13 protein-coding genes are annotated in these 13,020 nt (G+C 60.1%); 3 read left to right on the forward strand and 10 right to left on the reverse strand.

From position 1 onward, the window contains the following. Window positions 1-83 precede the first annotated feature (83 nt). Window positions 84-755, forward strand: a complete 672-nt coding sequence (elbB, locus tag CX511_RS25130; RefSeq protein ID WP_045181505.1) for an isoprenoid biosynthesis glyoxalase ElbB — start codon at window positions 84-86, stop codon at window positions 753-755. 6 nt (window positions 756-761) lie between these two features. Here elbB and CX511_RS25135 read toward each other — a convergent pair whose 3' ends face one another. From CX511_RS25135 to CX511_RS25155, 5 genes are all read right to left on the reverse strand, one after another. Further along, window positions 762-1,223 carry a YaiI/YqxD family protein gene (locus CX511_RS25135; RefSeq protein WP_045181504.1) on the reverse strand — a complete coding sequence of 154 codons (462 nt, stop codon included), beginning with the start codon at window positions 1,221-1,223 and terminating at the stop codon, window positions 762-764. A 251-nt stretch (window positions 1,224-1,474) separates the two neighbouring features. Further along, window positions 1,475-3,373, reverse strand: a complete 1,899-nt coding sequence (locus CX511_RS25140; RefSeq protein ID WP_101293175.1) for a cytochrome c/FTR1 family iron permease — start codon at window positions 3,371-3,373, stop codon at window positions 1,475-1,477. A gap of 161 nt (window positions 3,374-3,534) precedes the next feature. Then, window positions 3,535-4,167 carry a LysE family transporter gene (locus CX511_RS25145; protein ID WP_045181500.1) on the reverse strand — a complete coding sequence of 211 codons (633 nt, stop codon included), beginning with the start codon at window positions 4,165-4,167 and terminating at the stop codon, window positions 3,535-3,537. Between the two features lie 83 nt (window positions 4,168-4,250). Further along, window positions 4,251-4,838: a mechanosensitive ion channel family protein gene (locus CX511_RS25150; protein WP_101293176.1), complete on the reverse strand. Its 588-nt coding sequence runs from the start codon at window positions 4,836-4,838 to the stop codon at window positions 4,251-4,253. Continuing rightward, window positions 4,838-6,748 carry an ATP-binding cassette domain-containing protein gene (locus tag CX511_RS25155; RefSeq protein ID WP_101293177.1) on the reverse strand — a complete coding sequence of 637 codons (1,911 nt, stop codon included), beginning with the start codon at window positions 6,746-6,748 and terminating at the stop codon, window positions 4,838-4,840. The genes CX511_RS25150 and CX511_RS25155 overlap by 1 nt, the downstream gene beginning before the upstream one ends. Window positions 6,749-6,798: 50 nt before the next feature. Here CX511_RS25155 and CX511_RS25160 point away from each other — a divergent pair, with 50 nt between their 5' ends. Next, the gene (locus CX511_RS25160; protein ID WP_101293178.1) at window positions 6,799-7,281 is read left to right on the forward strand and encodes a TIGR02444 family protein; all 483 of its coding nucleotides are present in this window, start codon (window positions 6,799-6,801) and stop codon (window positions 7,279-7,281) included. On the opposite strand, the gene CX511_RS25165 is transcribed toward CX511_RS25160, so the two are convergent. Next, entirely contained in the window at window positions 7,257-8,333 is a 1,077-nt protein-coding gene (locus CX511_RS25165) for an AlgP family protein (RefSeq protein ID WP_101293179.1), read from the reverse strand. The two genes, CX511_RS25160 and CX511_RS25165, sit on opposite strands and share 25 nt — an antisense overlap. Before the next feature lie 226 nt (window positions 8,334-8,559). Between CX511_RS25165 and CX511_RS25170 the strand changes: the two genes are divergently transcribed. Beyond that, complete coding sequence (locus CX511_RS25170) at window positions 8,560-9,225, forward strand: FKBP-type peptidyl-prolyl cis-trans isomerase (protein ID WP_101293180.1); 666 nt, start codon at window positions 8,560-8,562, stop codon at window positions 9,223-9,225. Window positions 9,226-9,241: 16 nt separating this feature from the next. On the opposite strand, the gene CX511_RS25175 is transcribed toward CX511_RS25170, so the two are convergent. From CX511_RS25175 to CX511_RS25190, 4 genes are all read right to left on the reverse strand, one after another. Beyond that, on the reverse strand, window positions 9,242-9,712 hold the full coding sequence (locus CX511_RS25175) for an Rsd/AlgQ family anti-sigma factor (RefSeq protein ID WP_045181483.1): 471 nt from the start codon (window positions 9,710-9,712) through the stop codon (window positions 9,242-9,244). A gap of 223 nt (window positions 9,713-9,935) precedes the next feature. Next, entirely contained in the window at window positions 9,936-10,454 is a 519-nt protein-coding gene (locus CX511_RS25180; protein ID WP_101293181.1) for a disulfide bond formation protein B, read from the reverse strand. 216 nt (window positions 10,455-10,670) lie between these two features. After that, entirely contained in the window at window positions 10,671-11,909 is a 1,239-nt protein-coding gene (locus tag CX511_RS25185) for a heme biosynthesis protein HemY (protein ID WP_045181477.1), read from the reverse strand. Continuing rightward, the gene (locus CX511_RS25190) at window positions 11,906-13,000 is read right to left on the reverse strand and encodes a uroporphyrinogen-III C-methyltransferase (RefSeq protein WP_045181474.1); all 1,095 of its coding nucleotides are present in this window, start codon (window positions 12,998-13,000) and stop codon (window positions 11,906-11,908) included. The genes CX511_RS25185 and CX511_RS25190 overlap by 4 nt, the downstream gene beginning before the upstream one ends. Window positions 13,001-13,020 lie beyond the last annotated feature (20 nt).

Raw genomic sequence — 13,020 nt, forward strand, 5'->3', positions numbered from 1 at the left:
ATTAGGCCTGGTTTACCGGAAACCCTATGGCGACATCTGCCAATTTAGAGGACATTTAACGCCTCGACTCGGGAGTAGTGAGCATGACCCAAAAAAAAGTTGCAGTGATTCTTTCCGGCTGTGGCGTCTATGACGGCGCCGAAATCCACGAAAGCGTAATTACACTGCTGCGCCTCGATCAGCGCGGCGCCAAGGTACAGTGCTTTGCGCCGAACATTGCGCAAAGGCATGTCGTCAACCACCTGACGGGCGAAGAGATGCCCGAATCGCGCAACGTCCTGGTGGAGTCGGCACGTATCGCCCGCGGAGACATCAAGGACCTGCATGAAGCGGACGCCAACGATTTCGATGCGCTGATCGTTCCAGGAGGGTTTGGTGCGGCGAAGAACCTCTCCAACTTTGCCGTTGAAGGCACTGGCTGCACCGTTAACCCAGATGTACTGGCCTTGACCGAAGCGTTTGCCGAAGCCGGCAAGCCCGTGGGCCTGATCTGCATCTCGCCAGCGTTGGCGGCGAAGATCTACGGCCCCGGCGTGGTCTGCACCATCGGCAACGACGCTGATACCAGCGCCGCCATCGTCAAGATGGGTGGCACCCATGAAGAATGTGATGTCCATGACATCGTCGAAGATACCCAGCGCAAGCTGGTCAGCACGCCGGCCTATATGTTGGCTAAGTCAATCAGCGAAGCGGCGAGCGGCATCAACAAGCTGGTTGATCGGGTACTGGAACTGACTCACGAAAGCGACAAGTAACCCCTATCAACGCGGAAACTGACGCGCCAGCCGCGTCAGAATGCGGTCCAGGGAGTTCGCGAATGCCTGTTTCTCGCGATCGCCATAGGGTGCTTGCCCACCACCGACCTGCCCCTGCTCGCGCAGGTCGGTGAACAAGTTGCGCACCGCCAGGCGTTCGCCCATGTTGCGCTCGTCAAACTCTCGCCCGCGCGGATCGAGGCAGGCAACACCGTTTTTGACCAACCGGTCGGCCAACGGCACATCGCTGCAGATCACCAACTCGCCCGGCACGGCATGCTCAACCAGGTAATCGTCGGCGGCATCCGGCCCACTGGGCACGACGATCAATTTCACGCAGGCGAATGCCGGCTTGATCTGGCTCTGCCCTGCAACCAGCACCACTTCCAGCTGACGCTTGAGGGCAAATTTAATCACCTGATCCTTGGCCGCCTTAGGGCAGGCATCGGCGTCGATCCAGATACGCATCGGTTAACTATCCACAAAAACCAAACAGGCGAACAGTATCCGCGCTTCGGAGCTGCTTTGCAGCCCGCCCCCATAAACTCTGTGCTCGCTGCCCTGCTGACGATGGCATCGGCGCGGTGTCAGAGGCTTCGCGGTGTCTGCATCGCTGGCAAGGCCAGCTCCCACAGGCTCGGTGTACGCAGGACCATTGTGGGAGCCGGTCTTGCCGGCGATATGATCGACGCCGTGCAAGCTGACACGCAGTGCTTGAATCAGTTGGCGGAGACGCGACGCCTTTGCCCCAGGTAACTACGCCCGTACAGCACACAGATCGCCACCAATGCCACAGCCTGCGCAGCCAACGAATAGGCATCGGCGTGAATACCCAACCAGTCGAACTCGAAGAACGGCACTGGTCGCGTACCGAACACTCCGGCTTCCTGCAAGGCTTTGACGCCATGACCGGCAAACACCACCGACAAAGCACATAGCAGTGCCGCGTTGATACTGAAGAACAACGACAGCGGCAGCTTCGCCGAACCGCGCAGAATCACCCAAGCCAGCCCCACCAACAGCACCAATGCCGTGGCACCACCGGCGAGCACCGCCTGGTGCCCGGCGGGCCCGGCCTGCAACCACAGGGTTTCGTAGAACAGAATCACCTCGAACAGCTCACGGTATACCGAGAAAAACGCCAGCAAGGCAAAGCCGAAGCGCCCACCACCGCTGACCAAGCTGCTCTTGATGTAGTTCTGCCAGGCAGCAGCGTGCCGCCGATCGTGCATCCACACGCCCAGCCACAGCACCATGACACTGGCGAACAACGCCGTGCAGCCTTCAAGCAGTTCACGCTGTGCACCACCGACGTCGATGACATAGGCCGCCAGCGCCCAGGTGGCAAAACCAGCCACCAATGCCAGCGCCCAGCCGATGTTGACGCTACGCACCGCCGACTGCTGACCAGTGTTGCGCAGGAAGGCAAGAATCGCCGCCAACACCAGGATCGCCTCCAGGCCTTCGCGCAGTAGAATCAGCAGGCCAGAAATGTAGCTCAATGACCAGCTCAGGCTATCGCCGCCAAGCAATTGCGCAGCCTCCTTAAGCTTGGCCTTGGCGGCGTCCAGACGCTGACTCACTTGCTCAAGCGGCAAGCCGTCCTGTAGGGACTGCCGGTACGCCATCAGCGATTTTTCCGTGTCCTTGCGCACATTGGCATCGACATTATCCAGCGAGCTTTCGACCAGCTCAAAACCTTCCAGGTAGGCTGCAACCGACAAGTCATAGGCCTGTTCATGATCGCCCGCCTGATAGGCTGTCAGGCTCTTGTCCAAGGTCGTGGCGGTGTAGTCGAGCAACTGTGCCGGCCCACGCTGAACCTGCGGAGGCTGGGCACGTTGGGCGCGGAACTGCGCTGCTGCCTCTGGCCCTTGCGCCGTTTCAACTTCCAACGGGGTCTGACGCGCCAGGTCAGCGAGGTTATAGCGGGTGTCGCCTTTAGCCTTGCCTGGATCCGCGGTGAAGCTGGCGACATAAGTGGCCAGGTCCCAGCGCTGGCGCTCGTCGAGCTGGTCGGCGAAGGAAGGCATGTCCGTGCCCTCGATGCCTTGCCCCAAGGTGTTGTAGAGGTCGAACAAACTCAGCCGAGCGAGGCGTTCGCTGCTGCGCAAGTTGGCCGGTGGCGGCTCAAGACCGACACCCGCCGGACCATCGCCAGCACCACTGTCGCCATGACAGACCGAGCAATGCTGGGCATACAGCGGCGCACCACGAACAGCATCGGGAGTGATTACCGGCGCCTGACTGACTTCATAAGCCACCGCCAGTTGTGCACCCAGCTGTCGAGCCTGACGGGCGACGCTGGCACCGTCCTGGCGCTGATTGATCGCCTGGCGCAAGCTCACCACGCCCTGCTCCAGCGCTTGACGCTCAGTGTGGGCCGGCAATCCACTGATCAGGCCTTGCAGGACGTCGGTGAACTCCAACTGCTCGCGGTACTCGCCGTCATCCACCACCTTGCCCGCCTCGACCGTCGCCGGATAATCGGCACCGATGTAGTCGAGTAGGTGTAAGGCTTTGGCGGCGTCATCGCCAGGTTCGGCCAGCAGCACAGTACTGCTCAGCGCCAGCAGCGGCCAGAGTAGCCAGGCGAACACGCGGGAACGGAGAATCATGAGCCAATCTCAAATAACAATGCGAGGTATTGCATTGTTCACTTCCATTGGCCATCGCTCAAGGTTTAGCTGGCAATCTCAGTAAATTTTAGTGACAAATTCATCTTTGAGGGGGGGAGACCTGTTGATAGCCGGTGAACAACACCGTTGCCCGCAGCGCTTTACACCGGTGCACGGCGAATGGTTGCCAGCAAGGTCGCAGCGCCAAGGAACAACCCGGCAAAGGTCCGGTTCATCCGCCGCTGCTGCTTGGGCGTGCGCAGCAAACGCAGGACACGCGCCGCGAGCCCGGTGTAGCCGGCCATGACCAACAGGTCAACGCTGACCATGGTTGCGGTAATGATCAGGTATTGAGGCAGCAGAGGAGCCTGCGGGTTGATGAACTGCGGCAGCACCGCCAGCATGAAGATCAGCGCCTTGGGGTTGCTAACGTTGACCAGAAAACCGCGGAACACCAGGCTCAGCGGTTTACCGATGGGCCGCACAGCAGAGTCGTCGCTGAGGTCCGCAGGCAACGCGCGCCACTGTTTGACCGCCAGGTAGACCAGATAGGCAACGCCAAACCACTTGATGATCTGGAATGCTGTCGCGGACGCTGCCAGCACTGCACCGACGCCTGCGGCAATGATCGCAATTTGCAGCACCAGGCCCAGTTGCAAGCCCAGGGCGTTCCAGTAACCACGCCAGAAGCCGTACTGCAGGCCACAAGACATCGAGGCAATGGCCCCGGCGCCCGGCGACAGGCTGATTACCCAACAAGCGGCAAAAAATGCCAACCACGTTTCCAACGACATCGCGCACCTCGGCCCTGGCTTGTCACAAAGCTCTAAGCTAGTGCGCTGGTGAAAAAATAACCACGCTTTTTTAACGCCGCCGATCAATTACCCGCGGTTTTGTCTTCAACCACCAGCGGCAAGACTTCGGCACCACGCCAGCGTCGTACCGATTTCTGGAAGAACTGGCTATTGGGCACCTGAACCAACGCTCCACCGGCTTCCGGTAATTCGATCAAGGTGGTGAACAACAGATTGATAGCCACTACCCTGCCCTTCACCCCAGGCTTGTCGATGGTCTCCACCAGCTCGACCACGTCACCGATCCGAAACGGCCCAACGGTGAAGATCAGCACCGCACAGAGCAAGTTCGACAACACGCTCCACATGGCGAAGAAGGCCACTGCTGCCACGGCAACAAAACCAGACAAGGCCGTCCACAGCACTGTGGCAGAAACCCCCAGGCGTTCAAGCACGAACACCAGGGCACTGCCCATGATCAGCCAGCGCAGGCCGCCGCGCACCGGCATCATCAGTTCCGGCGGCAGCGGGTAGCGTTCACCCAGTCGTTTCAGACAGCGCCCAACCAGGCGCTGGAGGACAAAAGCGGCGCAGAGAATCAGAAGTATCTGCAAGCCCAGCCAGAATGGCGCAATCCATTCCGGCGGCACTGGCAACTGCAATGACGCCATCAAGACAAGGCCTCCAGCTCCGCCTGCATGGTCTCCAGCTGCTCAAGGGCGGCCATCCAGGCTTCTTCCAGTTCGGCTTCACGGACTTTGAGCTTGGCCTGCTGGGCCAGCAAGTCGCGCAGTTCATCCTTGCGTGTCGCTTCGTACAACGCGCTGTCACCCAGGCTGGCGTCAATCTTCGCCAGTTGCTCATGCAGGGCCCCCAGCTCGCGCTCAAGCTTATCGGCTTCACGCTTGTGCGGGGCCAGTTGCTGACGCAACGCAGCCGCCGCCTGACGCTGAGCTTTCTTGTCGGTCTTGTCGCCATTGACCGGCGCAGTACTGACCGGCGCATTGCGCTGACGGTACTCAACCAACCAGCGGGTGTAATCGTCGAGGTCACCATCAAAGGTCTCGACCTTGCCGTCAGCCACCAGCAAGAAATCGTCGGTTGTGCTCTTGAGCAGGTGACGGTCGTGCGATACCACCAGTACCGCACCACTGAACTCCTGCAGGGCCATTGTCAGCGCCAGGCGCATTTCCAGGTCCAGGTGGTTGGTCGGTTCGTCGAGCAGCAACAGGTTCGGTCGTTCCCAGGCGATCAAGGCCAGCGCCAGGCGAGCCTTTTCACCACCGGAGAAATTCAGCACCGGCTCGTCGATACGGCCGCCGCGGAAGTCAAAGCCACCGAGGAAGTCGCGCAGGGTTTGCTCGCGTTCGGTAGGTGCCAGGCGCTGCAGATGCAGTAAGGGGCTCGCCTTGTTGTCCAGCGAGTCGAGCTGGTGTTGGGCAAAGTAGCCCACGGACAGGTTCTCACCCCGCACCAGACGTCCGCCAAGTGGCTCCAGCTCACCGGCGAGGTTCTTGATCAGGGTCGACTTACCTGCGCCGTTAGGGCCAAGCAAGCCGATCCGAGCGCCCGGCGTGAGCTGCAGCTTGACCTTCTCCAGAATGGTCTTGTCGCCATAGCCAAGGCGGCCTTCAGAGAGGTCAAGCAATGGGCTGGAGATCTTCTCCGACTCACGGAAAGTAAAATCGAATGGAGAGTCGACATGAGCCGCCGACAGCTCTTCCATTCGCTCCAGAGCCTTGATCCGGCTCTGGGCCTGACGTGCCTTGGTGGCCTGAGCCTTGAACCGGGCGATGTACTTTTCCATGTGCGCACGCTGGGCCTGCTGCTTCTCATAGGCCTGTTGCTGCTGTGCCAGACGCTCGGCACGCGTACGCTCGAACGCGGTGTAGCCGCCCCGGTAGAGGGTCAGTTTGCACTGCTCGACATGGGCCACATGATCAACCACCGCATCCAGGAAATCGCGGTCGTGGGAAATCAGCAACAGCGTGCCCGGGTAACCCTTGAGCCAGTCTTCCAGCCAGAGGATCGCATCAAGGTCCAAGTGGTTGGTCGGCTCGTCGAGCAACAGCAAGTCGGACGGGCACATCAATGCCTGGGCCAGGTTCAGACGCATCCGCCAGCCACCGGAGAAGTCACCTACACGGCGGTCCATCTGCTCGTTGGTGAAGCCCAGACCGGCCAGCAGTTTGCGTGCCCTGGCATCGGCGGTGTAGCCGTCAGCGCTGTCGAGTTCGATATGCAGACGCGCCAGCGCAGTGCCGTCATGGGCAGCTTCAGCAGCAGCAAGGTCCGCCTGAACCTTGCGCAGGCGGACATCACCATCAAGCACATAATCGACAGCCAGCCGGTCGAGCGTGTCGACCTCCTGGCGCATGTGCGCGATACGCCAGTCGGCCGGCAGCAGACAGTCGCCCGAGTCAGGCGTCAGCTCACCGCGCAACAAGGCGAACAGGCTGGATTTACCGGCGCCATTGGCACCGATGAGGCCGGCCTTGTGACCGGCGTGCAGGGTCAATTCAGCGCCTTCTAGCAGGCGCTGGGGACCACGCTGTAAAGTGAGGTTCGATAGTCTGATCATAATGGCCGCGGAGTCTACCAGCTTCGTCGGCAACTGGCGCGAGTGGGACCATGCACACCGACCTGTGGAATTTTGCCTTGAATCTTTACGCCCGCCCAGGCGTGGAGGCGGTCTGCCTGCAATGGCAGGATCAAGGTGGCGATGTCTGCCTGCTGCTCTGCGCGGCCTGGCTCAATACACGTGGTGCAACGCCGAGCGAACAACGCGTGCAAGCGCTACGCGAGATGGCCACACCCTGGCAGACCGACGTGGTCAAACCGCTACGCAGCTTGCGCCAACACTGGCGTGACGCGGCAGCGCAGGATCCGCAACTGGCGAGCTTACGTGAGCGAGTGAAGGGGCTGGAACTGGAGGCTGAGCGCGTTTTACTGGAGCGCTTGCAGGGAGTCTGTGAAGGCTGGACAGCAACTGGCGAGTCTGAGTGTGACTGGCTGCACTACCTGGCGCCAATCGACACCGGTATGCAACACGACGCGCTGCACAAGCTGCGCGCCGTGATGCAGTCGACTCAGGATGCCGAAGACGGGGTCTGAGACGGTGTTACCGAGGATGCAGGTGCAGTCGGCGCGGTGCTCGCCGGCGCAGTGACTGCTGGTGCCGGGGTTGCAGCAGCTGGCGTCGGCGCAGCGGCTGGTTTGGCCGCAACGGGTTGCGCTGCTGGTTTGGCAGGTGCTTTTGCAGCAGGCTTGGCCGCTGGTTTGGCAGGCGCTTTTGCAGCAGGTTTGGCCGCAGGCTTTGCAGGTGCTTTTGCAGCAGGCTTGGCAGGTGCTTTCGCTGCGACAGGTTTGGCTGCAGGCTTGGCCGGGGCTTTCGCTGCTGCTGGTTTGGCCGCTGGCTTGGCTGGCGCTTTTGCCGCAACAGGCTTGGTTGCAGGTTTAGCTGCAGCAGTTCTGGCGGCTGGCTTGGCAGCAGGTTTGGCAGCAGTGGTTCTAGCCGCTGGTTTGGCAGCAGGTTTGGCGGCAGCAACTTTGGCAGGCGCTTTAGCAGCGGCGGGTTTAGCCGCTGCGGCTCTGGCCGCAGGCTTAGCTGGCGCTTTCACGGCGGCTGGTTTGGCGGCAGCACGCGCAGGTGCTTTGGCAGCTGGCTTGGCAGCGGCTTTGACTGCAGGTTTAGCCGCAGGCTTGCTCGCGGCTTTCGCAGGAGCCTTGGTGGCCGGCTTGGCCGCTACAACCGCAGGCTTGGCCGCACGCTGAGTCAGTGCCTTGGCTGCAGCTTCTTTGACCTTGCCAACACCCTGGGCCAGTTTCAGGCTTTCCTGGGCATCACGTTTGAGCTGCAGGATGTAGGTGCGCGTCTGCGACTGACGCTCTTTGAGCGAGTCGAGCAACTCTTCGAGTTCAGCTGCTGCAGACTTGGCTTTAGCCTGCGCCTTGGCTTTTCCGGACTTGGCAGCGTCCTGCAATTTGAGACGCGACTTGTGCAGTTTTTCTTGTGCCTTACCCCGTTGCTTTTCCAACTTGGCGAGCAGTTTTTCAGCATCAGCCAGCGCTTGCGAGCAGGCATTTTCCAAATGGTCGAGCAAACTGCCCGAGAGTTGCTGGAGCAGGTGTAACGGCGTACTTACTGGCTTCTTATTGGCCGACATGGCTTACCTCCTGGCTGACGAGAGTGCGGCTCATACTATGCTTCTGCTGCTACCGCCGCTAGGGCATGTTGACAGTAATGAAGGCGCCGCGTTGCATGCCTGGGCAAAGTTGTTATCGCTGCAGCTGGAATCAAGTGTAGATGCTGTTCAATGTGTTGCTGATATTTACACGAAGTAGCAGGCCAAGGCTGGCATACTTTACTTCCGCTGAAGCAGGAGTGAGCCCGTGTCGCGCTATCTAGTATTAGCTCTTTTTCTATTGCCACCAACGCTCGTTGCAGCGCCTGCCAACACCGCTCAGAAAGACCATGATCTGGCCTACAGCATCGGCGCCAGCCTTGGTGAACGACTGCGTACAGACGTTCCTGACCTGCAACTGGAAGCCTTGCTCGAAGGGTTGCGCCAGGCGTATCAAAACAAGCCTTTGGCCTTGAGCAAAGAGCGCATGGCGACACTACTCAGTGAACATGAAACACACACCAACGAGGCTGCCCTACACGCACAAAGTGAGCAATTGCTGAGCGCAGAAAAACGCTTCATGGCAACCGAACGAGCACGCCCAGGTGTGCGCGAATTAGCCGCAGGCATTCTGGTCACCGAACAGGTCATAGGCACGGGTGCCAAACCTGCAGCAAAAGGAAAAGTGCAGGTTCGCTATGTCGGCAAGTTGCCTGACGGTACCGTCTTCGATCAGAACCAGCACCCGCAATGGTTCAGTCTCGACAGTGTGATCGAAGGATGGCAACTAGCATTGCCAGAGATGGCCAGCGGATCGAAGTGGCGCCTGGTGATTCCATCAGCCCAGGCTTATGGCGCCGAAGGCGCGGGCGACCTGATTGCGCCCTTTACGCCATTGGTGTTTGAGATCGAGTTGCTCGACGTGGCCGACTGAAACGTCGGCGCACCGATCAAGCCTGTACTTCAGCCTCTTCGCTGTGCGCGTTGTGCAGTACTTCGATCAGGCAGTCTTCAAGCTCGAAGCGCTCATGGAGCAAGCTACCCAGCTCGTTTAGCTTTTTCGCGAAACGCTCTGGATCATTGCAGTTGCCCTTGTCGCAGTGATCATTGAAGGCTGAAGCTATCTCGGTAATCGCATCGATACGCGGGCTGATCTGCTTGGCCAGCTCCAGGCCGCGGGTATCGCCAAACGCTTTGGCTTCGCTGACCAGTTGCTCGCTCACTTCAAAATGCCAGGCAGACACATAATCGATCAGTACCGCACAGAAGTCGCGGTTCTTGTCCTTGTCGGCGAAGGCCGGCTTGGCGTCGCGTAACTCACGGAAGGCTGTCACCAGCTCTGCACGCTCATCCAACCAGCGGTCAATGAGCTTGTGAACCCCACCCCAGCGTTCCTGAGCATTCTGACAACTATCTAGCATGGCGATCTCTTCCCTTCTGGGTAATGCCCCTGCCCCCGCTCGCAAGATTGCAAGCAAAGGTAACGTCAGCAGGGCAGCATCGAGCAGCTGTGTTTTCGGTATGCGTGCAGGGAGATTATTCCCGTGCGCCCTAGGCTTCAAGGTACGCAGGCGACAAAGTTCATACAAGTGTTTAATCCCACTTGCTCTTGCCGCCGGTCGTTTGCACTTGGAATTGATCGCTTTAGTTTTTTACTTGCGAGCTGACCACCGAACGCCTGTGTGCGAACAGGCGAATGATCGGGAGAGCCGCCAACAGCACAAATGACAGCAAGCTCCATTCAGGAATCGTCAGATCGAGAAAACTCCAGTTGATGGGCACGCATTCAGGGCTGCCCAACACCATGACTTTGAGCAACTGGCTCAGGGGCAGGTTTTCAATGAAATAGCGCATGGCGGGTTCGCAGCCAATGTTTACCGGCGGCGTGCTCTGCAACCATACATGCCTGGCTGCGAGCAACGCTCCGCCCATTGCAAAGCACAGCGCCAGTGCCGCATAAATGCGCGTGCCGAAGTATCCAGGCGCTTGCATCACCGCGCAGAGACAGACCAGTGCATACCCCGCCAACAGCAGCCGCTGGCTGTAGCACAACGGGCACGGCTCCAATGCCATGCCCCACTCAAGATAGAATGCAGACGCCAGCATCAGCACCGAGACCAGCAACGCCGGAAGGAACATAGAACGCAAGCGGGCCAACGACATGGTAGTTCCGGAATCGACAGAGACAGGCTTTAACGGTAGAGGAAAGCCAGGTCTTGTTTCAAGGCACGACAATTAGGACAAGTCGTTGATCCGCAAAGGAATAGTCGCGAATTCAACCGGAAGTATCTTCAGCTTTCGTATGACCATGGAGTAAGAGCGAGTAGGAGTTTTCGCCAGCGGCCTGGGCTTGCGGATTAGCGCAAGCCCAAGGGTAGCTCAAGCTCGAACAGCCTCTGGCAGCGGCAACGCCAGCAGGCGCTCATCCAACAATCCCAGCCCCTCCTGGAACAACTGATTGCTGCGTTCAGTGTCACCCAGCCCGGCCAACAGCCTCGCCAGCTCGGCGCAAGCCTCAGGATTGCGCTGCAGGCGCAAACTGCTTTCCAGGTAATCGCGGGCCTTGCCCCACAGACGGTTTTGCAGACTCAACCGACCCAAGGTGAGCAATAGGCCAGGGTCATCGCTATGCTGCTTCAACCAGCCTTCAGCGGTTTGTAGCTGGCGTGCCACGTCAGTTCCACGCACCAGGCCATAGAGCCGCGCCAAGTGGCTTTCGTACTGACGCTTGATCGCCGTGCGCAGGACTTCTTCGGCCTCACTCTCGGCACCCAGCTGTCGCAGCTGTTCGGCATAGGCCGATACCAGTTGCGGTTCCTGGCGCTGGGCCGCCGTAAGCTGTTGCCAGGCTCGCTCCAGGGACTGACGGGCGCTCTGCTCTTCGCCTTCACGGCTGGCGGCCAGGCTCAGGTTCTCGCCCCAGGCGCGTCGCTCCAGTTCCGCCAGCTCAGCAGCGGGCAAGACTTTGTCCTTGCGTAACTCCGGCATCATGCGGATCAGCGCCGACCAGTCGCCACGTTCGCGATACAGCCGCTGCAACAGCCGCAGCACCTGAGCGTTATGCGGGTGACGCTCCTGCATAGCCTGCAAAGTGACCAAGGCCGCATCACTTTCCCCCTGATCCATCTGCAGTTGGGCATGGTTCAAAGCAATCGCCAGTTCCGCTTGCGGCTGGCGCTCCAGCGCTCGTTCCAGCAAGTTGTCGCGGTCCTCAATACGGCCTAGCTCGTTAGCCGCCCGCGCTGCGCCAAGGTAGTACAGCAACGGTTGGCGCTCAGCTTCTGCGGCGCGTTGCAGGTGACGCTGGGCACTGGCCCAACGCCCTTCGGCGAGGTCCAGTTGGCCCTGCTCAATGGCCAGACGCGTACGTCGGCTGCGGTTGCGCCGCGACCAGGGGTTAACCACACCACTGGAGGTCAGAACCAGACCGACCAGATAACGCACCAACAGCACGGCGAGGATGATGCCAGCCAGCACCGCCAGCGCCGCCCAGAGCCCCGATTGATAGCGAAAACTGCCATAGGAAATCAGCACATAACCACTGTGCTTGGCGATCGCGATCCCGAGCGCGGCTGCAGCAGCAATGGCCACCACCGCCAACAGGTAGACGCGTTTCATGGCTTGGCCTCCTCGGCCGGCAGGTGCCGGCGCTCAAGGTAGGCCTGAACCGCGCTGAGGCTGTCCGCCAGATCCGGCACCACCACTGAGACCGGCTCCTCGGCCAAAGCATTGAGACTGTCAAGCATCGCCTTGCTCTGCGGGTTGTCCGCATTGAAATTGGCCAGCAGAACACTACGAGCATCGTCCAGTGCCTGGGTATAGACCTTCGCTTCACCGTTGAGCGCAGCCCACTGGGCCTGCTCAAGGGTCAGGCTCAATGCCAGGCGCAGTTGATTGAGCGACTGCCCGGCCAGCAACGGCCGAATGTTCTCATCGGCGTTGAAATCAATCTGGAAGTACTTGGACAACTCCGCCCACCACTGCGACCAGCGACTGGCGCCATCACCATCAGCGGTCAAGGCACCCAACGCATCGGCATTGCTGTCGAATTCCGGCGACACCGCACTGAGCTGCTGCACCAGCTCACGCTGGGCCGCCAGCTTCAGGAACAGCCCGGTACGATCCGGTTGTTGAACGCTGTTGAGGGTAGCCAGGCTCTTGGTCAACTGCTCACGGGCGGCGAAGGCACCCGGATCGCTCTGCTCACGCAAGATGTCGTCAGCACCCTGGACCAGTGCGCGAGCGCTGGCGATATCTTGCAAGGCAGACAAACGCAAGCTGGCCAAGCGCAGCAAATGCTCGGCCTCAGCCAGGCGCCAGTCCTTGCGGCTGGCTCCTAGAATGGTTTCCAGGCGTTGACTCAGTCGTTGCTGATCGCCCTGCAATTGCGCCACCAGACGGCGGCGGTCTTCAAGCTCGCTGGCAGCAGGCAAGGCCGCCAACTGCGTCGACATCTGCTGTTCACGTAATTGCAGCGCTTGGGTCTTTTCGCCCAAGGACTGCAGGTACTGGCCCTGACCTTGTTCGGCACCTTGAAGCTGGCGGACTTGCCAGACGCCCCAGCCACCGACAGCAACGCCTGCGGCACCGAGCAGCAAGGCCAGGATCGCCAGGCCATTGCCCGAGCGCTTTTCCGGCTTGGCGGTGGAGGGTTCAGACGCTTCAGGCGTCGATTGCAAGTCATCGTTGGGCAAGACAGTTTCGCTCACGTATCCATCCTTTGCATTGG

It is taken from the genome of Pseudomonas sp. S06B 330 (assembly GCF_002845275.2).
In the GTDB taxonomy this organism is placed as follows: domain Bacteria; phylum Pseudomonadota; class Gammaproteobacteria; order Pseudomonadales; family Pseudomonadaceae; genus Aquipseudomonas.